A 25,567-nucleotide genomic window follows, 5' to 3' on the forward strand; every position below is an offset into this window, starting at 1 on the left:
GCATATCTGATGACCACCAATGTGAAGTGGATTATTACCGGCGCACTTTGCGGAGTCTCATCACCCCTGCACGCCCTCCCCTTCGAGACTTGCCCTTGCCGCACACAATTCTCTGCGTAATATGCCGTCTCGTCCATCAGGCTTCCCGGGCTTTCGGTCGGGCCCGGCACGCCACGGCCCCTCAAGGAAATGGCCTCTCGATGAAACTGAGAATCCTTCAAGCGGCTCGGCGCCGCGCTGTGTCCGGCGGCTTGGCGTCGGGCATCGCGGTAACGGTTGCCGCCGTCATGGTCGCCGTCACTCCCACTCTGGCAATGGCGATCGCCACCCCGGTGCCCTTGGCCACGGCGGCGAGCTACTCCGTTCTGGCCGGCCAGGAGATCACGAACACGGGCCCCTCGGTGATCAGCCACGACCTCGGAGTGCACCCGGGTACGGCGATCAGCGGATTCCCGCCGGGCCTGGTGCTCGGTGCCGTGCACTCGGCGGACGCCGCCGCCCTCCAGGCCAAGAGCGACTTGGTCGTGGCGTACAACAACGCCGCAGGCCAGGCCACGGACTTCGCACTGGCGGCGGGGATCGGAATGGGCAACACCCTGCTTCCCGGTGTCCACACGGCCGTGTCCGGTGTCGGTCTCACCGGTGACCTGATCCTGGACGCGGGCGGAAACCCGAACGCCGTCTGGGTGTTCCAGATTCCCGAAGCACTGACCACGGCTTCCTCCAGCCGGGTGCTCCTCACCAACGGCGCCTCGCCGTGCAACGTGTACTGGCAGATCGGCAGTTCGGCCACGCTCGGTACCAACTCCACTTTCGTGGGCACCATCATGGCGCTGACCTCGATCAGCGTCACCACGGGCACGAACATCGAGGGCCGGGCGCTGGCCCGTAACGGCGCGGTGACCCTCGACACCAACCGGATCTTCTTGGGTCAGTGCTCGACCGGCACCACCGGGGGGACGACGACCGGGACGACCACGGGCACGACCACGGGCACGACCACGGGCACGACGACCGGCACGACGACGGGCACGACGACCGGCACCACGGGCGGCACCACGAGCGGCGCGACGTCGGGCGTCCTCGGCGGCGTTCTCGGTGGCGTGACGACAGGTGGCGGGCTCCTCGGCGGACCCATCGCCAGCGTCGTGACCGGCGGTACCTCGGGGAACATCTCCGGCAACACGTCGGGGAACACCGCGGGCAACACGACCGGTGCCGCCACCGCGGGCAACACCACCGGCGGGCACACCACGGGCGGAAACATCACCGGCGGGAACATCACTGGTGGGAACGTCACCGGCGGGAACGGCGGCAAGCCCGGCAGGCCGGGACACGGACCCGGCCACGGACACGGCCACGGGCCCGGCGAGGGACCCGGCAAGCCCGACCACGAGCACGGTGAAGGTCCGGGCAAGCCCGACCATGAGCACGGCGAAGGACCGGGCAAGCCCGACCACGAGCACGGCGAAGGACCCGGCGAGCACGACCACGGCGGCAAGCCCGGCGGGCACCACGGCTACGGCGCCGCGCCCGTGAACTTCGGCCACGAGGCCTTCGAGGGCTAGGCAGCGGACTGTACGAAGCCCGCTCAGCGGACAGTGGCGCGCGGCGGAGTCCTCATCGGCTCCGCTGTGCGCCGCCGCCGGATCCGACGGGAAACCCGGATGCGAGCGGCCGAGACGAGAAAGGCAGGGTGGGGCGGTGTCGAGCGGAATCGCGTCAGCGGCCGTGAAGGAACTCCCGACGGACGGATCCGAACCGGACCCGAAGGAGCAGCACGACGAAACCGTCGTGCCGTGCCGGCCACCCCGGCGCACCCGTGTACTGGCGGCAGTACTCCGTACGTTCGTGGTCCTGTGTCTGGTGACGACGGTGACCCATGTGGTTCTGTTGTTCCTCCACGTGGCTCCCCCGAATGCCGTCTCGAAGCGTTTCAGCCCACAGATCAATGCCTGGATCTACCCCCTCTTCGAGCAGAATTGGCGGCTGTTCGCGCCGGATCCCGACTCGGTGAATCGACAGATTCTCGTGAGAACGGCACACACCACCCCGGGCGGTACAGCTCAGGTGAGCCCGTGGTTCGATCTGACCGCCGTGGACAATTCCGCGGTCGAGCACAATGTCTTCCCCAGCCACACGACGCAGAATCTCCTGCGCCGCTCCTGGACGTCCTATGTGGAAACGCACGGAGGCGACGACAGCGCGAACTCGGATCGCGCCGTGATGATGCAGGAGTACCTGCGCAACATCGCCGCCGACCGCGTCGCCACGCACCGGCGCGCCGGCGCTTTCGAGTACGTCCAGCTGCGCGTCCTCACGCTGCCCGTCGCCGCGCAGGGTGCTCCGGCCGGCAACCGCTCGCCGAAGGCCGTCGAAGAGCGGCTCCTGCCCTGGTGGAAGGTGACCTCCCATGGGAAATGACCACGTCGTCCCCCAGTCTCCTCCGGCACCGGACCCGTCCCGGGACAGCACCTGCCGCAAGTCCCCGGGAACGGTGCAACGCCTCGTCACGCTCGTCACCGAACGGCCGGTGTCCCTGTACGCCGTGTCCGTCCTGCGCGCCGGATACGGGCTGCTCTACCTGCTCTTCCTCCTGCGGGAGTTCCCGCATCGTCACGAGATCTGGGGCCCCTCCTCCCCCTGGACGCCCGCACTCGCGCAACAGCTCTTCGACCAGACGGGCTGGAGCAGCGTCCTGGCCCTGTCCGACAGCCGCGCCTACTTCGAACTCTGCTACGTGCTGGCCCTCCTCGCGTCCACGCTGTTCATGCTGGGCTGGCGAACCCGCGCGGTGTCCGTCCTGTTCGCCGTCGTGGTGACCTCGTTCCACGCGCGATCGATCTTCATGACGGACGGCGGTGACAATCTGATCCTGCTGATGGCCGTCTACCTCGCCTTCACCGCGTGCGGTCGTCGCTGGTCACTGGACGCGCGCAGGAAGCGTCTGAAGGCGGCTCGTGCGGACGGCGCGGACGGCCGGCCGAAGCCTCTCTTCCTGCTCCAGCTCGGCGAGGTACGCAGCACCGCGGCGACGGTCGTGCACAACTGTGCCCTCTTCGTCATGGCCGCGGAGGTCTGCTTCCTGTACGGGTCGGCCGGCCTCTACAAGGTCCAAGGCGGCTCCTGGGGCAACGGGACCGCCCTCCACTACGTCCTGAACCTCGAACTCTTCCAACCCTGGCCCGCCCTCTCCCACTTCGCGGACGAACACACGATCCTGATCGCCATCGCGACCTACACGACGGTGCTCCTCCAGGTCGCTTTCCCGTTCGTGCTCTTCGGCAGGCTCAAGTACCCGGTCCTGGTGCTGCTGTTGGGCATGCACATCGGCATTGCGGTGATCATGGGGCTGCCGCTCTTCTCAGGGGCGATGATCGTGGCGGACGCCGTCTTCCTCCCCGACCGCTTCTACTCCTCCCTGCCGGGGCTGTGCCGCGGCGCGGCCGAGCGGACGGGCAGGTGGCGGCCGGCGGCCGCCGAACGGGCGGCTTCCACATCAACGGTGCCCTCACAGGGCCGACACCCTGACGCGACCGGTCCGCGTCAGCAGACCGTTCCGGAGGGACGCGAGGCACCCGTCCCCACCACCGAGGTCACGCCGTCCCGCGGTTGAGGTGGTCGGCCGTGCGCGCAGGTCCGGATCACGGACCGGGGAGCGTTCCTCAGGCAGACGAGTACGCGGCGGACCTCCCGGCATGGACCTTGATGGTGTCGGTGATGAGGTGCGCGGTGTCCTCCGGGCTGAGGGCCTGGGCCTGTAGGTGGTCGTACATGACGCCGTAGCGCTGCACGTCGGCTCGCTTCTCCAGGTAGAGGTCGCTGGTGAGCCGTTCGAGGTACACCGTCCCCGTATCGGGCGCACCGGTGAAACGCAGGAGGGAGAATTGCCCCGACACACCCGGGTGCGCTCCGGCGTCGTACGGGAGGACCTGCACGGTGATGTGCGGCTGCGCGCCGAGGTGGTTCAGATGCTCCAGTTGTTCGCGCATGGTGTCGGGACCGCCTACCACGCGGTGCAGTACCGATTCGTCCAGGACGACCCACAGGCGCAGCGGGCGGGCGGGATGGTGGGCCCGGTGCTGGCGGCGCATCCGTACCTCAAGTCGTGTGCTCGCCTCCGCGGGTGTGGGCCGCGGAATCGTTTCGGACACGACCGCCGCCGCGTAGGCAGGGGTTTGGAACAGGCCGGGGATCAGCAGGGGCTCGTAGGAGCGGATCGAGGACGCTTCCGTCTCCAGGCCGATGTAGACGGCGTAGGGGACCTCGCCGTAGGCAACCCACCAACCCCGCCGTCCCGATTCCCTGGCCATCCGCATCAGCGCGTCGACGACCTCCTGCTCCGTGACTCCGTAGAGACGGCACAGATCACGCACATCGCGCGGGCTGATGGTGCGTCGGCCCGTCTCCATGAGGCTGATCTTGGGTTGGGAGATCAGCAACTGATCCGCGACCTGCACGCCCGTGAGGCCGCAGGCCCTGCGGAGCCGGCGCAGCTCGGCACCCAGCGTGATTCTCCTGATGGTGGGGTTCTGCTTGGCTGCCACTGAGGCTCTACCTCCCACTCGGACCGTTGGCCGGTCGTCTCAAACACCATGACCGAAGTGACGAATCGATTCGCTGGGCTGGGAACCAACGGGTCTTGGCCCCACGAACTGCCCGGGCTGGCACGGCCTTGGTTGATCGTCGCGGTACTCAACGACGCCGACTCGAACAGGTCACCTCGGCAGCACAGCGGGGCCTGTCGGGGGGTTCGCAGGGTTGGTGGTGAGGGGGACGATCGTGTACTGGGGGCAGGGTGTGGTGATGCACTGCTTGGGCTCGGGCAGGCAGGTGAATCCCTCGGGCACGACGACGGTCGCGCAGGGATCGACTCCGGGGCCGGGGTCTGCGTAGGCGGAACTGGTGGCGGTGAGCAGCAGCGGGGCAGCGATCAGCGGTAGGCCGACCGTCAGCTCGATGAGCCGTTGGGTCGTGCGGGACATGACCATGAGACCAAGCCAAGCACCACGATGGCGCTCGTGTCGGAAGGCACGCTGTACAGCCCGATCCACCACAACCGGCTCCTGCGTAGCGGACTCGGACTCCCGGCGGGATCCCTGGCGCCCCAGCCACCCTCATGCCCGCCCGGACACCTGACGTTCCGGTATCGATGGGCGGGCACCAGGGCATGCCTCTCCCCGAGGCCGACTTGCTCGCCTTCTTCGTGGAGCTACCGGGCGCTGCGGTCGTCGCGGATGCGGCGCGCCGTGATCATCGCGTCGGCGGCCCGATCTGCTTCCCCTTCACGGATCGATGGTCGCCGGCAGCAGCCCGTGCCCCGGGAGACGGGTCGGACCCTGCGTTCCCTCACGATCAGCAGTCGGTGGGCCCAGACCGGTCACGAGGCTCGGCTTTGCCGAGGAGACGGCACCACGGGCATTCCCGGCGGTCGGTCGCAGCGCTCGCTGGAGCAGGCAGGGTCAGGGGGAGGGCGAAGCCCGCCCGGTATTCGTCCTGAAGCGCGTGCATCGACGTCGAGTTCGTGCGGGGCGGGTTGGTTCGGCAGGCGGTGCCTGCTCCTGCCAGACGGCGTGTGACCTGCATCAGGGCCACCCGCGTAGCGTGCACCGCTCTCGTTGCCGCCGACCACGCACGGCGAGCGGCCCCATCACGGCCGGCTGTCATCTCACGCTCCCCTTCTCGCGGCTCGGCATTTGTTGTGACGGATCTTCATCTAATGGATGGATGATAATCCTTTCGGTTGAGGAAAGTCTCTACATCCCCTCGGCGCTCGGCACGGTTCGCCGAGTTCACCGCGCACGAATTGAACAGGCGACGGCGACTCAGCATGCCCGCCCCACGCCCGGAAACGAGTAATGCGCAGACTGCCGGGGTTTTTACGCGTCCCCACAAGTGTCCGGATTGCCGGGGTTTTACATGCTCGACAGTGTGCGAATTGCCGGGGTTTCTCAGCGATATCAACCGCCTCTTTCGTCGTGTCGCCTCCGGAAGGGACGGCGAGGCCGGCGTCGTCAGGGTCGCGGCTGTTCACCGAGTGACGTCGACTGTCGGCGAGGCGCCCAGTCGTGACGATCCGTGCGGAGTGAGCGCCACGTCTCATGAACGAGTCGGAGCCACTCCTCACTCAAGCGAGGGGTACCACCGACGGGCTCCTCCGGCGGCCGTCCCGGTGCGACGACTGCCGGACGAGACAGCGGGGCGGCATGTACATGGAGGGTTAGAACGTGTTCGAAGCGTTGTTGGCGCCTCAGCTCCCGGGTGTCCACCGGCCAAAGCCGGCCGGCCCTTGATGATGCGAACGCGGTGACACCCGCGGCCACCGCAACGGAGATCAGCATGATCCACAGGAGGATGCCTCCCATAGTCGGTCCTTTCGAAGGCTGAGACTCGTGGTGTCGCACAGGGTCGGAGCCCCGGCGACTGCCCGACATAACGCAGAGGCATATGCCGGGATGCGCCCTGTCCTCCGATTGCAGCCATGCCGAGCCGTTTCCAGACCCTGGGCGCCCCGAGCTATTTACCGATGATCAGCCCGGCGACGGCGTAGCGGATGGGGTCGCCAGGGGACCCGACAAGCCCCACACAGGGTGCCGCCGTTCGGCGCCCAGGTGGTCTGCGGCAGGGACGTCGCACCGTAGAAGGCGCATTGCCATCAGCCGCCCCGGCGGGTGCGCGACCGGCTCATGGAGGGCGCCGCGGCCATCGGGCCGCTCTGCGTCGATCGCAGCCCATGGCCTGCCACGTTGCGACGTGACGACACGAAAGGTCGCGATCCGGGTCGATTTGCAGAACCGATAAGACTGCGTCAACGCCTTTTCATGGACCACCATCACCCGGATGGCACACACCCAGACCAACATCGGGAGCGTTTATGGAATATGACAACAGCAAAGCCCCTCTTCACCCTCCCCGGGACCGCGGAGGGAGAAGGACGGCGAGACAGCTTTCACTCCGGGGCCACCCGGATCGGGAAGTGGATGTTCACTCCGCCGTCCACCGACTCTGGCGAGACCCGGAACGCGACGCTGGGACACGAAAGTTTGGAAATCGATCTTCGTTACTCCTCCTCGATCTTCGAGGACTTCCTCCATGCGATGAGCATGATCCAGGACGAGTTCAGCAGGCGTTCGGCGCCGACGGCACTCCCCGCAACGGCCCTCGGCGAGCGCTCGGGTGGCAGCTCCCGTGTATGAGCCGTACGGATACCCGGGCATCCAAGATCTCCAACCCCAACCGGAGACCTCCGCGTTCTGGGCCCGACCCGAGCACGTACAGGCCCCCTCCCCCGGGCAGCCGTTCGGCGGGACGGGCGAGGTGCACACGTCGTGGGATCCGGCGACGGAGTTCGCCGGCCTTCTCCAAGAGGACCCCGCGCTCGGGCAGACGGACATGTTCACCCGAGTCGGCTTCGGCACGACCGGTGACACGGCCGGAACCATCGGGTTCGTCGCAGGGGCGCAGCACACCCCTGACAAGGGACCGGCCACGCCACCCTCAGGCGGGCACCGCAGGAACCAGTCGAGGTCGCCGGTGATGACCCTGCTGCAGACGGGAAGCCTGTTCACCGCCGTCCTGGTCGCCGCCATCGCCACGGTGGTGAGCATTCTCAGCGGACTGGCCATCTGTGACGCCCTGCGTCACAGCGCCGCCCCCCACACGGCCCGCGAAGTGGTCAGTTGGTGGCCGCTGCTGATCTACGGCCCCTGGATGGTCGCTTCACTGTCCATCCTCAGATCCGCTCTGCATCAGCGCCGCGCGGTCCATTCCTGGTCCATCGTCTTGTTGTTCTCCACCCTGGCCACGCTTCTTTGCGTGGCCCAGGCACCCAGAACGATCGCCGCCGGAGCTGCGTCCGCCCTTCCCGCTGTCGCCGCGCTGGCCTGCTTCCAACAGTTGGTCCGTCAGATCACCCTGACACGGCCGCCTCGGCAGGTCACTCCGCGGCACCGAACCCCGTCGGCCTCCTCGCCGGCTCAGCTCAAGCAGGCGGCCGCGGCCAGACGCGGCTCGGGCAGGGTCCCTCCCGACTACCCCGCGGCGGACAGCAGGGCTGTTGGCCAGCCGTCCCACAGTCACCGATTCGGGTAGGGCACATGGTGGCGGCAGGTGTGCGTCAGCACTGTTCACACAGATCAATGCGATGCGTGTCGGCTCGGTCCATGGATTCCGGTTGCTTCGGGGGGCGTTGGGGCCCCCGTCTCCCGGAACAGCGATCGCCGTCACCACGGCGGCGTGGGGGCCGAGGCACGGGCGTCCGCCAGGAAGAGCACGAGCAGAAGCGGTGGCAGCCGATGACTTCCTGGCAAACCCGGTCCTTCCCGCACGTCGGAGGGGGTGCTCTTCTGCACCTTGAAACGAAGATCGAAACCGATGGTCACGGGCCGTGCGCAGACTCAGTCCGACGGACCACCTTGTCCCCTCACAAGCCGGCCCTGGAGCGTCTCGCGCCTCTACGTCCTTGAGCCGCGCACCGCCGGCCTCAGATGCCGACGTCTCGTCCGGTCCGGTCCGGTTCGGTCCGCGAGGCACCCCGGCACTTCCACGGAACTCGTGGGCGCAGTACCGACCCACCAGGCGAGAGTGCCGTGCCCGGCGGACGAACCGCCTACCCCACGCGCTCCGGCGCCTCGATTCCCACTCCTGCAATGAGAGGTCAGCACCATGGCGTACGAAATGACCCACGCCGAACGAGTCCAGTACAAGCGGCGCCAGGACGCCGCCTACCAAGCCGGCGAAGACGCCGTCACCAACCTCCAGGCCGCGCTGGCGCTCGCAGACATGACCCTCCCCTCGTTGAGCAACGACGGGCCGGTGGCAGGCCACGGATTCGTCCGGTTGGGAGGATGCAACGCGGCCTTCGCCAACCGGCTCGCCGAGGTCATCGCCGCAGGCGCCGATGCTCTGCAAGACCAGCGGAGGAAGATCGACAGCTGTGGTTGATCGGTCGCCGCACCGTGGACGCGCTCTCGGGGCCCGCAGCGGTGGAACGACGCGAAGGCACGAGGGGACCGGAATGGGGTGCCGGCGCAGGGGATCCGCGTCGTCCAGGTCGGCTGCGGTACCGACGGGATTTGAACCCGCGGACAGGTAGGGGCAGGCCCGCCCCGTCTCCGTCAGTCGACGTGAGCGGGGCCCCGCCCACGTCGATCGCAATGGGCCGCTCTGCCACGGCACCGCAGCCTGCGAGATCGCGCGCGCTCCCGCTCCGGCTCAAGGTAGGCGATCGCCTTCCCCTCAGCGAGCCGTTATCCAGAGCGGAGCGAACCGCCCCTCCGAATTCCCGGCCCGTCCGGCACGCGGGACCGCCACCCGGAGCCGCCGCGCCTCAGGGCCCACGAACCGCGCCGAGGCACCCACTGAACGCGCATCGGTCAGGTCAGGCGCCGCGTTCGTTCCACCACCCCAGGAGGGCAAGCATGTTCACCGCACGACACTGGATCGACTCCCTGGGCCTGGAAGCCCATGTGGAGGGCGGGTACTTCCGTCGGACCTTTCAGGCGGACCACCGCCCCCGCACCCGGACACCCGACGGAGAGCGCTACACCCTGACCTCCATCCACTATCTGCTCACCCATTGGTCCCCCGTCGGACACTGGCACCTGAACCGCTCCGACATCCTGCACTTCCACCACCACGGCGAACCGGTCACCTACCATCTCCTGCACCCCGACGGCCGACACAGCACCGACGTCCTCGGCCAGGACCCCCAACGAGGTCAATCCCTCACCCTCGCGGTTCCCGGAGGCGTCTGGAAGGCCTCCCACCTCACCGCCGGAGACCACGCCCTGATCAGCGAAGCCGTCGCGCCCGGATTCGACTATGCCGACATGACCCTCGGCCGGCCGGACACCCTCACGACCCTCTTCCCCGACCACGCCGAACTCGTCCACCGCTACTGCCGCCCGGCCCCACCGCAGCCGGGCGCCCCCTCCCCCACGTAGCGGCCAGGCACGCCTTCTGCCTGGCCTCGGCCGCTCATTCGCCCGAAGGGATCGGGCACGGCCACGGTTGCCCGCAGCCTGGCCGCCCGCCGGGCTAACTCGACACCGGTGCCCGGCCGGACACCTCAATGCCTGCCCGGCGGAAGTCGTCCAGAGTGGAGGCGACGGTGTCGGGGGCCACGCCGACCGAGTAGTCCAGGCGTACCCGGGTGCCGAATCCCGCCGCGGCGGCGTCCAGCGCGGTGGCGCGCACACAGTGGTCGGTCGCGATGCCCACCACGTCGACGTCCTTCACCCCGCGGGCACGCAGCCAGTCCGCGAGGGAGGTCCCTTCGGCGTCCGTGCCTTCGAAGCCGCTCTTGGACGCGCTGTGGGCGCCTTTGAAGAAGACGGCGTGGACCTTGCCGCCGGCGACAGTGGGGGCGAAGTTCGGGTGGAACTCGCCGCCTTCGTCGCCCGCCACGCAGTGCACGGGGAAGCTGTCCTTGAAGTCGGGGTGCGGGGAGAAGTGGCTTCCCGGGTCGATGTGGTGGTCCCGGGTGGCCACGACGTACTGGTAGCCACCGTCCGCGCTTCGCTCCACCAGCTCGGCGATGGCCGTGGCGAGCCGTGCGCCTCCCGCGACGGGAACGCTGCCTCCTTCGCAGAAGTCGTTCTGTACATCCACGACGATCAAACCTCGGCTCATCACGAACACCTCTCAGGACGAAGACAGGACGAAGACGGACGACGACGGAACGACACCCGCGTTCTACCCGCCTTCTCACCTGTGCCGGACAAGGAGCGGGCCGCGCTGACCCACACAGCCGAGAACGTTCACCGCAGGAACGATTCGCGCGCTCGAACACGAGGAGCCCAGATCGATCCGGCAGGGTCCGGTTTCGCGATCCGGCCGCGCACGTCCGCCCGTGTGCGCCATGGTCGTTGTCGACGACGAAGGCGACGGCGTTCCGGAGGACCATCGATGTGGCAGATCAGCGAGTTCGCAGACGAGCACGAGGGCCGGCCCACGGCCGTCCTGTCGGACGGGGATGAACCGGCACCGCTGGTGTTCGATGTCGGCAGCGGGTCCGAGGTCCACACGAGCACCGACTGGTGGGACTACGACGGCACCCTCGGTGCGCCGAGTGCGGAAAGCGTCAAGGCGGGCTGCTCGTGTGGGTGGCGCGGCTCGTACCTGTACCCGATCGACTGGTCCAAGGTCAGTGACGGGCTGCCGACCCCGTTCCTGCTCGATCCGGACGGACCACTCGGCGATTGGCAACTTCACATCGCCACCATCCAGGCCCGGGCCGTGCCCCTGCCCCCGCACGTACAGGAACTACTGGAACGCGTCGACTCCGAACTGGAACACCTCGCCGACCAGGCACCGTTGGCCGCGCTGCGAGCGGCCGCCGCCCTGGAGCGCACCGTCGAACGGATCGCCAGGACGGCGGCCCACCACCTGGAGCAGGACGAGACGCCGGTCGCGGACATCGCGGACGGTCTCGGTATCAGCCCCCAGGCAGCACACAGCCGACTCCTGCGGTACGGGTCCTGAACGAACCCCACCGGACGGCCCGGCTGTCGTGGTCAGGACCCGCGGGTCAGGACCGGGGGCAGGGACGGGGGCAGGGACGGGCGGGTGCGGTCTGGTGGAGGCGGTCGGTGGAGTCGAGGAGCTAGAGTTTCCGGTGACAGGGGCGCCTCGTGGCGCCCCGTGATGGTGTTCGGGGCCGATGGCGCCCCCGGTCGGAGACCGATTCCCGCAGGAGAGAGCGTGCGCGAGCCCATGACGCCCACCGCCGCGCCCTGCCCGCCGTGAGCCGTTCCGCCCAGGTGTGAAGCCCCGCCGCGTCCGCGCGTGGGCCCCGCTCCACCTCCCCTCTTCTTCCGGCCCGCCTTGGCGGGCCGTCCGCGGGGGTGCCGGTCCGGCTCCCCCGCGTTCTCCCGCCCGCCCCCGGCCGTCCGTGGGGTGCGCCCGAGCACGACAGGTTTCCGCTCCCTTGTCTTCTGCTTCCCCGAAGGCCCCCGCCGCACGGCTGCGCGGCCTGCTCCCCGACTGGCTGAACGACCCGAAGGTCTGGCGTACGGAGATCCTGGCCGGCTTGGTCGTGGCGCTCGCGCTGATACCGGAGGCGATCTCCTTCTCGATCATCGCCGGTGTGGATCCCGCGGTGGGCCTGTTCGCCTCGTTCACGATGGCCGTGGTCATCTCGATCGTCGGCGGTCGCCGCGCGATGATCTCCGCGGCCACCGGTGCCGTCGCGCTCGTGATCGCGCCCCTGAACCGGGAGCACGGATTCGGCTACCTCGTCGCCGCCGTCATCCTCGCCGGCGTCATCCAGGTCGCGCTCGGCGCGCTCGGCGTCGCGAAGCTGATGCGGTTCGTTCCGCGCTCGGTGATGGTGGGCTTCGTCAACGCCCTCGCGATCCTGATCTTCATGACGCAGGTCCCCGAGATGCACGACGTCCCGTGGGCCGTCTACCCGCTGATCATCGGCGGCCTCGCGCTGATGGTGTTCTTCCCCAAGGTCACCACCGTGGTCCCGGCTCCGCTGATCTCCATCGTCATCCTGACCGTGATCACGGTCGCGGCCGCGATCGCCGTGCCGACCGTCGGCGACAAGGGCGCGCTGCCGTCCTCACTGCCGGTGCCGGGCCTGCCGGACGTTCCGTTCACCCTGGACACCCTGACCACCATCGCCCCGTACGCCTTCGCGATGGCGCTGGTCGGCCTGATGGAATCCCTGATGACGGCCAAGCTCGTCGACGAGATCACCGACACCCACTCCTCCAAGACCCGCGAGTCGATCGGCCAGGGCATCGCCAACATCGTCACCGGCTTCTTCGGCGGCATGGGCGGTTGCGCCATGATCGGCCAGACGATGATCAACGTGAAGGTGTCCGGTGCCCGCACCCGCCTGTCCACGTTCCTCGCGGGCGCCTTCCTGATGGTGCTGTGCATCGTCTTCGGCCCGGTCGTCTCCGACATTCCCATGGCCGCACTCGTCGCCGTCATGGTCATGGTGTGCTTCGCGACCTTCGACTGGCACTCCATCGCCCCCAGGACCCTCAAGCGCATGCCGGCCGGGGAGATCACGGTCATGGTCATCACCGTGATCTGTGTGGTCGCCACCTCCAACCTCGCCATCGGCGTCATCGTCGGCTCCGTCACCGCCATGGTCATCTTCGCCAGGCGTGTCGCCCAGGTCGCGGAGGTCAGTGCCGTCACCGACCCGGACGGCGCGGGCGTCGTGTACTCCGTGACCGGCGAACTGTTCTTCGCCTCCTCCAACGACCTCGTCGGCCGGTTCGACTACGCCGGCGACCCCGACAAGATCGTCATCGACCTGTCCGCAGCCCACGTCTGGGACGCCTCTTCGGTGGCAGCCCTGGACGCGATCGAGACCAAGTACAAGCAGCGCGGCAAGACAGTGAAGATCATCGGCCTCAACGACCTCAGCGCCGACCTCCACAACAAGCTCACCGGCGAACTCACGAACCACTGAGCCCACCCCACCACCGACAAGGCCCCGGCCACCGGCCGGGGCCCTTCGCCGTTGGGCCTACGAGGACGCGGCCCGCCGCTCGGGCAGATGCCAGCGGTACGGCGCGACGAGAGCCTCGATGGTGCCGGGCCCCCAGCTCCCGGGGGCGTACGAATCCACCGGCGGTGGCGCGTCGAGCAGCGGGGCGGCCACCTCCCACAGCCGTTCGACGCCGTCGGACCGCGTGAACAGGGACTGGTTGCCGCGCATGGCCTCCAGCAGGAGGTGCTCGTACCCCTCCAGCGAGTTCTGCGCGGCGAACGAGGTGCCGTAGTTGAAGACCATGTCGGCCTCGGCCAGCTGCATCGACGGCCCCGGCTCCTTCATCAGGAGGCGAGCAGTGACCGAACCCGGATCGTCGAAGTCGATGACGAGTTCGTTGCTCCGGCCGTCGGCAGCGGCCCGCACGTCCAGCGGGAACATCCGCAGGACCGGCTCGCGCAGGCCGAGCGTCACCACGTGACGGCCCTCGGCCAGAGCCTTGCCCGTCCGCAGGTGGAAGGGCACGCCCGCCCAGCGCCAGTTGTCGATCTCGACCCGCAGCGCCACGAACGTCTCCGTGTCCGAGGCCGGATCCACGCCCTGCTCGCCGCGGTAGCCGGTGTACTGGCCGCGGACGACGTGCGCGGGGTCGAGCACGCGCATGCTGTGGAATACCTTGACCTGCTCGTCGCGCAGCGCGTCCGCCTCCAGGGCGACCGGCGGTTCCATGGCGACGAACCCGAGCAGCTGGAACAGGTGGGTGACGACCATGTCGCGGAACGTTCCGGTGCCCTCGAAGAAGCGGGCGCGGCCCTGGATGTCGATGTGCTCGGGCACGTCGATCTGTACGTGGCTGATGTGCTCACGATTCCACAGCGGCTCGAAGAGACCGTTGGCGAAGCGGAGCGCCAGGACGTTGTCGACGGCCTCCTTCCCGAGGAAGTGGTCGATCCGGAACACCCGTGACTCGTCGAAGACACGGTGGATGGTTGCGTTGAGCGCGCGGGCGGACGCGAGATCGGTGCCGAACGGCTTCTCCACGATGACCCGGCCGCCCGCGGCGAGCCCCGTCGCGCCGAGCAGGTCGATCATCGAGGTGAACGCGACGGGCGGCACGGCGAGGTGGAAGAGCCGGCGCGGCTTGCCGCCGAGGGCGGCCTCGGCGGCGCTCACGGCCGCCGTCAGGGGGTCGGCCGCTCCCGTGTCGGCCGCGCCGAAGGACAGGGCGGCCGCGAACGTCTCCCAGTCCGGCCCCTCGGGCCGCGAGCGTCCGAATTCCGCCACGGCCTGCCGCGCGTGGGCGCGGAACTCCTGATCGGTGAGGGCCTCCGCCGCCGGAGCGGTGCCCACGATGCGGTAGCGCTGCGGCATCAGCCCCGCTCGCGCCAGGTGGAACAGCCCGGGCAGCAGCTTGCGCCGGGCCAGGTCGCCCGTGGCGCCGAACAATACGATGACGTGGTCTTCAGGGGGCTCGGGAGACTGGGCCGGCTGGACCATCGGGCATCCTCACTCGTCCGCGCCTGAGCGCTGCACCGGCACGGCCCGGGCCCTGTGCCGTGCCCGCCGTCGTGGCGGCGGCCGTGCGTCCTCAAGCCCCACTCTGCGCGCCCCCGGCCGATCCGGCACCCGGGCTCGTCCGAACCGGTCCCCTGGGGCGGCCGGCCACCTGGCAGACCCACCCGCGGGGGGGATTCGGAAGCCGGGACGAGCCCGCGTGGTGCGCCGCCTATCCCGCCAGTGCCGCGAGCTCACCCAGCACGCGGGCGGCCGGCGCCGGGTCGACCAGCCACTTCAGGTGGCTGCCCTCAAGGGTGCGGACGTCGTAGGGGTTGTCCGGCGTCAGTGCGTTGCCCTCACGGATCAGCCGATCCTGTAGGGCGAGCGGGAGGCTCGTGTCGTCGGCGAGGCGGATGTAGGTCTTCGGGATACGGCCCCAGGTCTGCGCCTGTGCCCGGTCGGTGGAGGTGCCGACGTCCAGGTTCTCGTCGGGCTGGAAGGTGTTCAGGAAGGTCAGGAACTGCTCGTCGGTGCCGTCGGCGAGGAAGGCCGCCTTGAAGGCCGTGAGGGCGTCCGGGTTCGCGGTGCGGAAGTTGACGCGGAGCAGGCCGAGTTCGGCCGGGTTGCCGGCCAGGGCCAGTCCCAGGGAGGCGGCGTCGACGGTGGCCATCTCCGGCTCGGCGTAGTAGTCGTTGACGTCGAGATCGACGGGGCACCAGGCCGAGACGTAGACGATGCGGTCCACCAGGTCCGGCCGTATGTTGGCTGCGGCGGTGGCCGTGACGCCGCCGCGGCTGTGGGAGACGAGGATCACCGGCCCGTTCCGCTTGGCTCGTTCGAGGATGCCGATCAGGTGCGCCGCATTGTCGGCGAGGGTGACGCCCTTGATCGAGCCGGACGCCGTGGCGAGCCCGTCGCCATCTTGTGGAGCCTGGTAGGCCCGCGTGTAGGTCGCCTCGAAACCGTGGCCGGGCAGGTCGACGGCGACCGAACGGTGCCCGAGCAGGCCGAGTTCGGCCTGGAGCGGCGCGAAGGAGAAGGAGTTCGAGAAGGCTCCGTGAACCAGTACGAACGTGGGTTGCATCTGTCTGCCTGCTTTCTGCTGTCCTGCGGCATCGGCGGCATGCGCGGGGCGGGTACCGGATCGCGGTCACCTGCCGGAACCGGGCGTCCCGGCCGCGCCGGGCGGGCGTCCGCACGTCGGACTCCGCCTCCCAAGGACGCCAAGACCCACCGCCCCCATGACCTGGTTCGCGTACGCACCCGCGAGCAACCCCACCACATCCCCCGACACACAGCTACCCCGCTGCCGCTCGGTCTTCGATGACACAACCCTAATGATCACCGGGGTTCCGTGGCAATGATCAAGACCCGTGGCTGGACGGGCAGGCGGGGGGCTCGGCGCCGAAACGCTCGCTCCGAGCCCCTCGGAACCTCCCGTTCAACCGACCAGCGGCGGGGCTACTTCTGGGTGGCGCAGGGGTCGCAGCAGGACGGGGCCGGTTCGACGCAGACGGATACGGTGTCGGTGTTGTTGCCGGCGTCCGGGTCCTTCTCGTTGCCGGTGACGGTGGCGGTGTTGCCGATCAGTCCGGCCTTGGTGGCCTTGGCCCGCAGCACGAGGGTCGCGGTGGCGCCGACGGCCAGGTCGCCCACGGTCCACTGCCCGGTGGCCGGGTCGTGACTCCCGGGTGCGGCATCGGCGGACAGGAAGGTGAGGTCGTCCGGCAGCCGGTCGGTGACGGTGACTCCGGTGGCCTGGTTCGGGCCGGTGTTGTGCACGGTGATGCGGTAGGTCACCGTCTGGCCGACGGTGACGGTGGTCGCGTCCGCCGCCTTGGCGACGGTCAGGTCGGCGGCCGGTTTGACCTGTGTGATCTGCTCGTTGGAGGTGGACGTCAAGGGCTCCGGCTTGTCGGCGAGCCTGTTCTCGTAGGAGGCGGTCGCGGTGTTGCTGATCTGCTTGCCGCCGCCGGACCGATCGATGGTGACCCGGTACTCCACCGTGGTTCCGGCCGGCAGGGTCTCGGTGCTGGGCAGGCTGCCTCCCTGCAATGCGGAAGCGCCGTTGCCGAGATGGAAGACGACCTTGTTCGCCGCGGCGTCGTAGTACGCCTGGTCGTCGCCTTGCACGTCGCTCTTCGCTCCCGCGTTCGGGCCGCCGACGATGCGCAGTGAACCGGGCAGATACGTCGTGTCCTGTGGGATGACGTCGGTCAGGATGAGGTTGTCGGCCCCGCCGCCGCCCTCGTTCTTGACGGTGATGCGGTAGGTGACGACGTCGCCCACCTCCAGCGGCCCCGAGGGAATCGCGGTCTTGTCGAGCACCACGTAGGCAGCGGTGCCGAAGAAGATGCCGTCGAGGAAGTTGCCGATGCCGCGGTTTCCGCCGGCGGCGGAGATGGAACGGAAGGCGAAGCGTGTCAGGGTCTGGCCCGCCGGGACGGTGTAGGTGCCCGTGTAGTAGCCCCAGGCGGTGTTGCCGTCGGTGAAGCGCCTCTGCTCCGACGTGGAGCCCGGCGCACCGATGTCCAGCGCCATCGTGTCGTCCCCCTGGCGGCCACGGTGGTACAGCCGCCAGTACAGCTTCGTACCGGGGGTGGTCGGCAGGTCCTGGTAGAGCGTGGAGACCTCGTTCGCGTTGAGTTCGGCGAACTGGGCGCCCTCGGCCGCCGGTACTCCCTGGAAGCCCGAGTGCCACAGTTCGATCCTGTGGTCGGAGGCGGTGGTGAGCCAGCCCGGTACCCGCTTGGGCGCCTGCGTCTGCGAGGCGTCCGGCAGGATCTCCACACCGGTCACGGAGGGTTCTTCGAAGCTGCCGTTGGCCAGGGCAACCCGGAGCGGAGCAGAAGGAGGTGTGGCCATGTTCTCCCCTTGAGTCGACGCTGCTGCATGCACCGCTGCCCGGCCGCATCCTCTGCGGGCCGCCGCGGAGCCGGAACACACAGTGAGGACATCGCACTCGGATGAACACGTAAAGTGACGAGAGGTCAGGTTCGGTCAATCCCGCACGGTGGGTTTGGATGATCCGCGCCGGAGCGAATCCCGGCACGTCGTCCTCCGCGACATCGAAGACACACCGCCTCCGCCACATATGCCACCCTGCTATTCACCCGCCTACCCCGTCCCGACCGAAAGCCTCCGCTGCACGCCTCACGTTCGCCCCCACCCGGGTGAATCGGACATCGCCGGGTTGACGCTGCTCCCGTACGCGGGCGGCCGGGCCGTCTTGCGACAGGCCCTAGTGGGGGGCGGTGTCGTCGGCCGGGAAGGCCGGGCCGTGGCCGGGAACGATGGTGTCGGCGGCGGCCAGGACCCGCAGCCGTGACGCCAGCAGTACGTCATGGTCCGGGGCCACGGGGTCGTCCACCGGCCCGTTCGGGCGCCACCACAGGTCGCCCACGAACGCGGTGACACCCGCCTGCGTGCCGGCCAGCAGGGTGATGTCCTCGGCGCTGTGCCCCGGGGTGCGGATCAGTTTGAGGGAGGGAGTGAGTTCGTGGCCTTCCGCGTCGCGGTCGGTCCACTGGTCGTCACGGTAGATGGCCTTGTGGTCGTGGACGCGGGCCTGACCGAACAGCCCGACGTTCATGGTGTTGTCCGGATGGTGGTGACTGAGCATCACATCGGTGATGTCATCGGGGCCGAGGCCCAGTTCGGCCAGGGGGCCGAGGATCCGGTCACGGCCGGCCACCATGCCGGGATCGACGATCACGTGGTGCTCGCCGTCGGTGACGTAGGAGACCGTGGCGGCGACTCCGGGACCGGTGGACAGGGTGTAACCGGTGGTCAGGATCGTGTACTTGGCGCTGCGGCCGAGCGGTGCGTCTGTCATGGCCCCCATCCTTCCGGGGCGGCTCATCGCCCACGAGTGGCACAACTGCCGCTGATCGCAGGATTGGTGCCACACTGCACGGATGCCTTCCTTCATGACGGTCGCCGCGTACGCCCCACCCGGAGTCGGCATGCTCGCAGTCGGCATCGTCACCGAGGTCTTCGGCGGCCACGGCGACACCGCGCCCGGCTTCGATTTCGCCCTGTGCACCGACCGACCCGGGCCGGTTCCCACCGACCTCGGCGTGCCGCTCACCCTCACGCACGGCCTGGACCGGCTCGCCTCGGCCGATCTGGTGATCGCCCTGCCCTGGGCCGGCTTTCGCACCCCGCCCGCTCCGGCGGTGCTCGACGCGTTGTCGGCCGCACACGAGCGCGGCGCAATGGTCGCGGCCCACTGTGTCGGCGCTTTCGCGCTCGCCGCCGCCGGACTGCTCGACGGTCGGCGGGCCACCACCCACTGGCGGTTCGCCCCCCTGCTGGCCGGCCGCCACCCTGAAGTCACCGTCGAACCCGACGCCCTCTACATCGACGAGGGACGCATCATCACAGGCGCGGGAGCCGCCGCGGGCTTCGATCTCTGCCTGCACCTGCTGAGGCGGGAGCACGGGGCCGCGATGGCCAACGCCGTCGCCCGGGACATGGTGTTGCCCGCCCATCGCGAGGGAGGGCAGGCGCAGTACCTGACTGCCCCCGTTCCCGAAGGCTGCCGCGACGAGCGTCTCGCCGAGGTACTCGCGTGGGCCCGCGCGAACCTCCACGAGCCGCTTCCCGTCGAGGAACTGGCCCGGCGTGCGCTGATGAGCAAACGCTCCTTCGCCCGCCGCTTCTCCGCCTCGACCGGCACCACCCCGCACGCCTGGCTGCGGAGCCTGCGTCTGAGCGGCGCCGAGGAACTCCTGGAGACCACGGATCTGCCGGTCGAGGAGATAGCCCGCCGCGTCGGCTACGGAAGCGCGGCCGTCCTGCGCGAACAGTTCGTGCGCCGCCGCGGCGTGCCGCCCCGCTCCTACCGTCGTGCCTTCACGACCACGCCGTAGCGAAGGGTCGGGCCAGGGCCCGGGGCGGCCCCAGGGCGAGAGTCCCCTGCCGTGGATCGATCAGCTCGCGGCTACTGCTCCTGGGCGGAGGGTCGTCGCACCTCGAAGTGGAAGCATCCGTATTCCAGTGCCCTGACGTGTACGAGCATGACGTCCGGATCGTGGAAGGCGCCGTCGAAGGCCGCATCGAAGCCGGCCGTGGCGTCGACCGGGATCTCCAGCAGGCGGCCGCCCGCGATGTGGCCCCGGGCGTCGTAGCGGCGCACGGTACGCAGGGCGCCCGGCCGGTCGAAGGGGTAGGTCGCACCGGGGGCGAAGCCACCGCAGTCGTCGGCGTGGATGAAGACGGGGCCCTGTTCGTCGTACGCGCCCGGATCCGCCCCTCTGGCGGCCGCCCAGCGACGCAAGGGGGCGTACGAGACGAGGGCGATCCGTTCGCCGAGCGCGATGGGCCGCAGACAGCAGCGCAGCGGGGAGCCCTCGTCGTCCCGGGTTGCGATGTACGGGGCGCAGGGGCGGCCCGCGTCGTCGGCGATCCGCAGTTCCTTCAGCACGCCTGTGTCAACGGGGAGCACGGTGTACTTGGTCGTGGTCATGTGCTCAGGCTGCCTCGACGGGTGTGGGTGCGCCGGCAGGAAACGGACGTCACGTCGGTGCCCGACCATACGGAAGGCCGGCCGGCCGGGCCCGTGGGCCCGCGTGCTTTCCGTACCGCTCCTCTCGACGGCTACCGGCTCGCGCCCGTCTTGGAGATCGGGCGGCTCGAAGTCGCAGGTGCCGCGTCGCGGGATATCGAGAGCGACAGTCCGTCGGTCAGCCATCTGTGAGCCACCGTCATGTTCAGCACGCGGCCGCCGGTGGCCGTGCCGACCAGGGACCAGTAGCGCTCCAGGCGTGGGTCGAAGCCGGATGACCGTGACACCAGCCCGTGCAGGTACTCACGGAAGGCAGGCGTGTCCGACTCCCGCCGGGCTCGTGCGTGGGCGGACACGAAGGCGTTGACCGCGTCCCCCGCGCCGGGTGGCAGCCCCTGGGCCACAGCGGAGGCCGTCAGGGCGGCAGCCTCGTCGATCTCGCCGTAGAAGGCCGGGCCATCCCTCATCTCTTGCTCGTGGTCCTGGGTCCAGCGGGTGAAACCGGGTGTGGAGACGAGCAGATGCATTTCTGCGTAGGCCAGGGCCGACGCTGGTTCGGGGTCCTGTGGCGGGCCGGGCGACAACATGGCGATCATGATGTCGAGCCGGTGTTTGGGCATGCTCGCGGTCAGCTCGCGATACCAGTGATCGGTGAGGCTGCGGTGCGCCTGCGGGAGTTGCTGCACGCGAGAGAGGATCTCCAGGCGTCGGAGCCGTTCCTCGCCCGGGCAGTCGTCCAGGGCCTTGAGCGTGGCCTGGCGCCATCTCAGTTCGGTCAGTCGTTCCTGAACCGCATCGAGCTCGGTTGCCACCAGTTCGCCGAGGGAGCACTCACCGGTGACCACCCGCGTGATGGTCGCGATCGGCGTGTCCAGTGCCCGCAGACGTCTGATGAGCCGGATCCGCTCCCACGCCTCGGGACCGTAGCGGCGATGGCCCCCGGTGCTACGGGCGACGACGGGTAGCAGGCCGCTGTCTGAGTAGTAGCGGAGGGTCTTGACCGACACCCCCGTTTCGGCCGCGAGTTCACCGATGCTCCACGTGTCTTGCGTCACAGCCCCTTGAACCTCCAGTGCACGGGAGGTCCTAGCGTACTGAGCACCGACCACATCGGTTCACGCCGATCCCCCGCTGCTCAGGCCTCGTTGAAGCCTGGCCGGCGTCGGGGCGCCCTCATGGCGGCCTCGTCCGATCCCGTGTCCGACCGCGTCCGACCCAGAAACGGAAGGTACCTGTGTCTCCCACTCCGACAGCGCCGCGTTCACGCCGAGAGCAGTGGCTCCGTGCGCTGCTCTTCCCCGTGCTCTGCGCGATGACCCTCCTCGCGGCCGGCGCCGTACCCGCGACCGGCGCGCCACCCGGTTCCCCGCTCTCCGCAGGGCAGGACGGCACCGTCGTACGGACCGACCGCGGCCTGGTACGCGGCGTGTCGCACGGCTCGTACACGACCTTCAGCGGCGTTCCCTACGCGGCGCCGCCGATCGGACCGCTGCGTTGGCGCGCCCCGGTGCCCGCCGCCCGGTGGCAGGGTGTCCGGGATGCGACGACGGCGGCCGGGCGGTGTGTGCAGATGCCGGCGCCGGCGCCGGGGGCGGGCGGGGTCGTCGGGTCGGAGGACTGCCTCTACCTCAACGTCACGACGCCGGCGCAGCCGCCCGCCGGGCAGAAGCGGCCCGTGCTGGTGTGGATGCACGGCGGTGCGTTCCTGGGCGGTTCCGGCAGTGACTACGACACCCAAGGGCCGGCGGTCCGGGGTGACGCGGTCGTCGTCACGGTCAACTACCGGTTGGGAATCTTCGGTTACTTCGGTCACCCCGGGTTGGGGTCCGCCCCGCCGTTCGGTCTGGCGGACCAACAGGCCGCCCTGCGCTGGGTACGGGCGAACGCGGAGCGCTTCGGTGGCGATCCGGGCAAGGTCACGCTGTTCGGTGAGTCCGCGGGCGCCCTCAGCGTGTGCGCACACCTCACCTCGCCGACGGCCGTCGGGCTCTTCCAGCGGGCCGTGCTCCAGAGCGGTTCCTGCCTCATGTCCTTCCCGCCCGGAGCCCTCGGACCCCACACTCCGGCCTACGAGCCCTTCAGCTCCCAGCGCGATGTCCAGACGGCCGGCACGGACGCCGCCCGGCAACTGGGCTGCGCGACGGGTACCGGAGACGAGGTGCTGGCGTGCCTGCGCGGGCAGAGCACGGATCGCCTCGCCACCGCGCAGCTGATGCAGTCGTTCAACCGGCCGGCCTTCGGCAACGCGCTGCTGCCCGTGGCTCCGGACCGGGCGTTGACGTCGGGACGCTTCCACCGCGTGCCGATCATGCAGGGCACCAACCGCGATGAGATGCGGATGTTCGTCGGCCTGTCGCTCGCCGCGTTCCCGATCCGCACCGAGAACGACTATCGCGCCCGCCTGGTCGACGCGTTTGGAAGCTCGGCCCCGGCCGTCGAGGCGGAGTATCCGGCAGCAGACCACGCCTCGCCCGCACTGGCCTGGGCCGCGGTGCTGACCGATCGCTCCCTCGGCTGCACCACGACTGCGGCCGGCCGGGCGATCGCCGCCCACGCCCCCGGACTGCCCCTCTACGGATATGAGTTCAGCGATCCGGACGCACCCGTCCTCGCCGGCCTGCCGGCGAACCCCGGCTTCCCGTACGGCGCCGCGCACGGGTTCGAGATGCCCTACCTGTTCTCCTCCTTCCCCACCGAGCGACCGCTGACCGACTCCCAACGCGCCCTGTCCGACCGGATGGTCGACTACTGGACCAACTTTGCGCGCACCGGCAACCCGAACCATTCCGACGCCCCGCTCTGGCCCGTCCTGCGCCCTTCGTCACCGCACGCGCGGACCGTGCAGTCCTTGGCCCCCGGGCCGGGTGGTATTCGACCCGTCGATGTGAACTCCGCGCACCACTGCTCGTTCTGGGATCGTCTGCCCCGGTGAGTCACCGGACTGCCCTGAACTGTCGCGGTACGCGCTCCGGAACCGCATGGCATCCCGCATATCATGCGTTTCATCCGTATAAGGAAGGAGCCCCCGTGGCTAGCAGTGTCGAGACGCTGGAATTCCAGGCCGAGACCCGCCAGTTGTTGCAGTTGGTGATCCACTCGATCTACTCGAACAAAGACATTTTCCTGCGCGAGCTGATCTCGAACGCCTCCGACGCCCTGGACAAGCTCCGGATGGAGTCGCTGACCGCCGCGGATCTGGAGGTCGACACCTCCGACCTGCACATCGCGTTGGAAGTCGACCAGGACGCCCGGACGTTGACCGTCCGCGACAACGGGATCGGCATGAGCCGGGACGATGTCGTGGAGCTGATCGGCACGATCGCCAAGTCCGGCACGGCCAGTCTGCTGCAGAAGATCAAGGAGGCCGAGGACGATGCCGCGGCGCAGGGCCTGATCGGCCAGTTCGGCGTCGGCTTCTACTCCGCCTTCATGGTCGCCGACAAGGTCGTCCTGCGCACCCGTCGAGCCGGCTCCGAGGCGGGGTCCCAGTGGGAGTCCGACGGCGAGGGAAGCTACCGGATCCAGGCCGTGGACGGCCTGCCCGTGGGGACCTCGGTGACCCTGCACCTCAAGCCCGCCGACAGCGAGGACGGGCTGGCCGACTACCTGGCCGGTTGGAAGATCCGCCAGATCGTCAAGCAGTACTCGGACTTCATCCGCTGGCCGATCCGGATGGCTGCCGAACCCGCGGACGGCGGCGACGTCGCCGCGGGTGAGGTCGAGACGCTCAATTCGATGAAGGCCTTGTGGGCCCGTCCCCGAAGCGAGGTGACCGAGGCCGAGTACAGCGAGTTCTACAAGCAGATCAGCCATGACTGGCTCGACCCGGCCCAGACGATCCACATGCGCGCCGAAGGCACCTTCGAGTACGAGGCGCTGCTGTTCATTCCCTCGCAGGCCCCGTTCGATCTGTTCTCGTGGGAGAGCAAGCGCGGCGTGCAGTTGTACGTCAAGCGCGTGTTCATCATGGACGACTGCGAAGCGCTGATGCCGAACTACCTGCGCTTCGTCAAGGGTGTGGTGGACGCGCACGACCTGTCGCTGAACGTGTCCCGCGAGATCCTCCAGCACGACCGTCAGATCCGCAACGTGCGACGGCGCCTGGTGAAGAAGGTTCTGGGCGCGCTCAAGGACGTGCAGGGAGCCGACTCCGAGCGCTACGCCCAGCTGTGGGGCCAGTACGGTCGTGTCCTGAAGGAGGGTCTCCTTGAGGACACGGACAACGTCGAGGCACTGCTGCCGCTGGTGTCGGTCGACTCCACGCACGACAAGGAGAAGACCACCACCCTGCGCGAGTACGTCGAGCGCATGAAGGACGGCCAGGAGGCGATCTACTACCTGACCGGCGAGACCCGCGCCACCGTGGAGAACTCTCCGCACATGGAGGCGTTCGCCGCCAACGGGTACGAGGTCCTGATCCTCACCGACCCCGTGGACGAGGTCTGGACCGACCAGGTTCCGGCCTTCGACGGCCATCGGCTCCAGTCGATCGCCAAGGGGCAGGTCGACCTCGGCGAGCAGGCCGCCGAGGGTGATGAGGCGGCCGAGGCGGAGAAGGTCAAGCGCGACGAGGCGTTCGCCGGCCTGTTGCCGTGGCTGACCACGGCCTTGTCCGACCAGGTCAAGCAGGTCCGTCTGTCGTCCCGGCTGACGACATCGGCGGCGTGCATCGTCGGTGACGCCCAGGACATGACGCCGACGCTGGAGAAGATGTACCGGGCGATGGGGCAGCAAATGCCGCAGGTCAAGCGGATCCTGGAACTGAACCCGACCCATCCGCTGATCATCGCGCTGCGTACCGCTCACGAGGCGAACGCCGACGACCCGACGCTGTCGGAGATCGCCGAGCTCGTCTACGGCAGCGCCCTGCTCGCCGAGGGCGGCGACCTGCCCGACCCGGCGCGCTTCACCCGGCTGCTCACCGAGCGGCTGACCCGCGCCATGTGACGGATGGGGCGACCCGTTCACGGCCGCCGAGCGGGGGGGTGCGCGTCCGCACCCCCGCTCGGCGGCCGGTCTCCTGGGACGCGGGCCGTCCGGTCGCGCCGGCTTCCGGGTCCTTGGAAGTCCACCGGTTCAGCGGGCCGGCGGTCGATGCCGGCCGC

The 25,567-nt window shown here is 69.2% G+C and carries 20 protein-coding genes and 1 tRNA gene; 11 read left to right on the forward strand and 10 right to left on the reverse strand.

The annotated features are described in order from the left end of the window. The first annotated feature begins 200 nt into the window (after positions 1-200). The 3 genes from OG906_RS01890 to OG906_RS01900 all read left to right on the forward strand — a co-directional run bounded on the left by OG906_RS01890 (position 201) and on the right by OG906_RS01900 (position 3,616). Entirely contained in the window at positions 201-1,568 is a 1,368-nt protein-coding gene (locus tag OG906_RS01890) for an ice-binding family protein (RefSeq protein WP_329439311.1), read from the forward strand. Between the two features lie 136 nt (positions 1,569-1,704). Beyond that, positions 1,705-2,424 (forward strand): DUF5819 family protein, encoded by a 720-nt coding sequence (locus OG906_RS01895; protein ID WP_329439313.1) that lies wholly within the window; start codon positions 1,705-1,707, stop codon positions 2,422-2,424. Then, positions 2,414-3,616 (forward strand): HTTM domain-containing protein, encoded by a 1,203-nt coding sequence (locus tag OG906_RS01900; RefSeq protein WP_329439315.1) that lies wholly within the window; start codon positions 2,414-2,416, stop codon positions 3,614-3,616. Before OG906_RS01895 ends, OG906_RS01900 begins: the two co-directional genes overlap by 11 nt. A 49-nt stretch (positions 3,617-3,665) precedes the next feature. Here the strand turns inward: OG906_RS01900 and OG906_RS01905 are convergent, their stop codons facing one another. Both OG906_RS01905 and OG906_RS01910 read right to left on the reverse strand, forming a co-directional pair. Next, positions 3,666-4,547, reverse strand: coding sequence for a helix-turn-helix domain-containing protein (locus tag OG906_RS01905; protein ID WP_329439317.1), 882 nt, complete (start codon positions 4,545-4,547; stop codon positions 3,666-3,668). Between the two features lie 171 nt (positions 4,548-4,718). Then, positions 4,719-4,985, reverse strand: a complete 267-nt coding sequence (locus OG906_RS01910; RefSeq protein WP_329439319.1) for a hypothetical protein — start codon at positions 4,983-4,985, stop codon at positions 4,719-4,721. A gap of 2,203 nt (positions 4,986-7,188) precedes the next feature. On the opposite strand from OG906_RS01910, the gene OG906_RS01915 reads away from it, so the two are divergent. Together OG906_RS01915 and OG906_RS01920 are read left to right on the forward strand one after the other, a co-directional pair. Beyond that, positions 7,189-8,091 (forward strand): hypothetical protein, encoded by a 903-nt coding sequence (locus tag OG906_RS01915; RefSeq protein ID WP_329439321.1) that lies wholly within the window; start codon positions 7,189-7,191, stop codon positions 8,089-8,091. 573 nt (positions 8,092-8,664) lie between these two features. Continuing rightward, positions 8,665-8,943 carry a hypothetical protein gene (locus OG906_RS01920; protein WP_267797250.1) on the forward strand — a complete coding sequence of 93 codons (279 nt, stop codon included), beginning with the start codon at positions 8,665-8,667 and terminating at the stop codon, positions 8,941-8,943. A gap of 116 nt (positions 8,944-9,059) precedes the next feature. Here OG906_RS01920 and OG906_RS01925 read toward each other — a convergent pair. Further along, positions 9,060-9,178, reverse strand: a tRNA-Arg gene (locus tag OG906_RS01925). Positions 9,179-9,419: 241 nt separating this feature from the next. Between OG906_RS01925 and OG906_RS01930 the strand changes: the two genes are divergently transcribed. Continuing rightward, positions 9,420-9,944, forward strand: a complete 525-nt coding sequence (locus tag OG906_RS01930; RefSeq protein WP_329439325.1) for a cupin domain-containing protein — start codon at positions 9,420-9,422, stop codon at positions 9,942-9,944. Between the two features lie 94 nt (positions 9,945-10,038). Here the strand turns inward: OG906_RS01930 and OG906_RS01935 are convergent, their stop codons facing one another. Continuing rightward, entirely contained in the window at positions 10,039-10,632 is a 594-nt protein-coding gene (locus tag OG906_RS01935) for an isochorismatase family protein (protein WP_329439327.1), read from the reverse strand. A gap of 276 nt (positions 10,633-10,908) precedes the next feature. Here OG906_RS01935 and OG906_RS01940 point away from each other — a divergent pair, with 276 nt between their 5' ends. Both OG906_RS01940 and OG906_RS01945 read left to right on the forward strand, forming a co-directional pair. Next, the gene (locus OG906_RS01940; protein WP_329439329.1) at positions 10,909-11,484 is read left to right on the forward strand and encodes a hypothetical protein; all 576 of its coding nucleotides are present in this window, start codon (positions 10,909-10,911) and stop codon (positions 11,482-11,484) included. A 445-nt stretch (positions 11,485-11,929) separates the two neighbouring features. Further along, the gene (locus OG906_RS01945; protein ID WP_329439331.1) at positions 11,930-13,435 is read left to right on the forward strand and encodes a SulP family inorganic anion transporter; all 1,506 of its coding nucleotides are present in this window, start codon (positions 11,930-11,932) and stop codon (positions 13,433-13,435) included. 57 nt (positions 13,436-13,492) lie between these two features. On the opposite strand, the gene zwf is transcribed toward OG906_RS01945, so the two are convergent. The 4 genes from zwf to OG906_RS01965 all read right to left on the reverse strand — a co-directional run bounded on the left by zwf (position 13,493) and on the right by OG906_RS01965 (position 18,788). Next, positions 13,493-14,953, reverse strand: coding sequence for a glucose-6-phosphate dehydrogenase (gene zwf / locus OG906_RS01950; protein ID WP_329439333.1), 1,461 nt, complete (start codon positions 14,951-14,953; stop codon positions 13,493-13,495). Positions 14,954-15,182: 229 nt separating this feature from the next. Continuing rightward, positions 15,183-16,037: an alpha/beta hydrolase gene (locus OG906_RS01955; protein WP_329439335.1), complete on the reverse strand. Its 855-nt coding sequence runs from the start codon at positions 16,035-16,037 to the stop codon at positions 15,183-15,185. Positions 16,038-16,414: 377 nt separating this feature from the next. Next, complete coding sequence (locus OG906_RS01960; protein WP_329439337.1) at positions 16,415-17,818, reverse strand: DUF7507 domain-containing protein; 1,404 nt, start codon at positions 17,816-17,818, stop codon at positions 16,415-16,417. A 376-nt stretch (positions 17,819-18,194) separates the two neighbouring features. Further along, complete coding sequence (locus OG906_RS01965; protein ID WP_329439339.1) at positions 18,195-18,788, reverse strand: MBL fold metallo-hydrolase; 594 nt, start codon at positions 18,786-18,788, stop codon at positions 18,195-18,197. Positions 18,789-18,870: 82 nt separating this feature from the next. On the opposite strand from OG906_RS01965, the gene OG906_RS01970 reads away from it, so the two are divergent. Beyond that, positions 18,871-19,827: a GlxA family transcriptional regulator gene (locus tag OG906_RS01970; protein WP_329439341.1), complete on the forward strand. Its 957-nt coding sequence runs from the start codon at positions 18,871-18,873 to the stop codon at positions 19,825-19,827. Positions 19,828-19,898: 71 nt separating this feature from the next. Here the strand turns inward: OG906_RS01970 and OG906_RS01975 are convergent, their stop codons facing one another. Together OG906_RS01975 and OG906_RS01980 are read right to left on the reverse strand one after the other, a co-directional pair. Next, a complete protein-coding gene (locus tag OG906_RS01975) occupies positions 19,899-20,423 on the reverse strand; it encodes a DUF1203 domain-containing protein (protein ID WP_329439343.1) in 525 nt (174 codons plus the stop codon). Positions 20,424-20,554: 131 nt separating this feature from the next. Beyond that, positions 20,555-21,517, reverse strand: a complete 963-nt coding sequence (locus OG906_RS01980; protein ID WP_329439345.1) for a helix-turn-helix domain-containing protein — start codon at positions 21,515-21,517, stop codon at positions 20,555-20,557. Between the two features lie 179 nt (positions 21,518-21,696). Here OG906_RS01980 and OG906_RS01985 point away from each other — a divergent pair, with 179 nt between their 5' ends. Both OG906_RS01985 and htpG read left to right on the forward strand, forming a co-directional pair. Next, positions 21,697-23,394, forward strand: coding sequence for a carboxylesterase/lipase family protein (locus OG906_RS01985; RefSeq protein ID WP_329439346.1), 1,698 nt, complete (start codon positions 21,697-21,699; stop codon positions 23,392-23,394). A 95-nt stretch (positions 23,395-23,489) separates the two neighbouring features. Further along, positions 23,490-25,409 (forward strand): molecular chaperone HtpG, encoded by a 1,920-nt coding sequence (gene htpG / locus OG906_RS01990; RefSeq protein WP_329439348.1) that lies wholly within the window; start codon positions 23,490-23,492, stop codon positions 25,407-25,409. Positions 25,410-25,567 lie beyond the last annotated feature (158 nt).

Source organism: Streptomyces sp. NBC_01426, assembly GCF_036231985.1.
Classification (GTDB): domain Bacteria; phylum Actinomycetota; class Actinomycetes; order Streptomycetales; family Streptomycetaceae; genus Streptomyces.

Coding starts and splice junctions, on each gene's coding strand:
- OG906_RS01900 (WP_329439315.1), top strand. CDS start 2,414: ATGGGAAATGACCACGTCGTCCCCCAGTCTCCTCCGGCACCGGACCCG.
- OG906_RS01930 (WP_329439325.1), top strand. CDS start 9,420: ATGTTCACCGCACGACACTGGATCGACTCCCTGGGCCTGGAAGCCCAT.
- OG906_RS01940 (WP_329439329.1), top strand. CDS start 10,909: ATGTGGCAGATCAGCGAGTTCGCAGACGAGCACGAGGGCCGGCCCACG.
- OG906_RS01975 (WP_329439343.1), bottom strand. CDS start 20,423: ATGACCACGACCAAGTACACCGTGCTCCCCGTTGACACAGGCGTGCTG.
- OG906_RS01935 (WP_329439327.1), bottom strand. CDS start 10,632: ATGAGCCGAGGTTTGATCGTCGTGGATGTACAGAACGACTTCTGCGAA.
- OG906_RS01965 (WP_329439339.1), bottom strand. CDS start 18,788: ATGACAGACGCACCGCTCGGCCGCAGCGCCAAGTACACGATCCTGACC.
- OG906_RS01960 (WP_329439337.1), bottom strand. CDS start 17,818: ATGGCCACACCTCCTTCTGCTCCGCTCCGGGTTGCCCTGGCCAACGGC.
- OG906_RS01920 (WP_267797250.1), top strand. CDS start 8,665: ATGGCGTACGAAATGACCCACGCCGAACGAGTCCAGTACAAGCGGCGC.
- zwf (WP_329439333.1), bottom strand. CDS start 14,953: ATGGTCCAGCCGGCCCAGTCTCCCGAGCCCCCTGAAGACCACGTCATC.
- OG906_RS01955 (WP_329439335.1), bottom strand. CDS start 16,037: ATGCAACCCACGTTCGTACTGGTTCACGGAGCCTTCTCGAACTCCTTC.
- OG906_RS01910 (WP_329439319.1), bottom strand. CDS start 4,985: ATGTCCCGCACGACCCAACGGCTCATCGAGCTGACGGTCGGCCTACCG.
- OG906_RS01970 (WP_329439341.1), top strand. CDS start 18,871: ATGCCTTCCTTCATGACGGTCGCCGCGTACGCCCCACCCGGAGTCGGC.
- OG906_RS01890 (WP_329439311.1), top strand. CDS start 201: ATGAAACTGAGAATCCTTCAAGCGGCTCGGCGCCGCGCTGTGTCCGGC.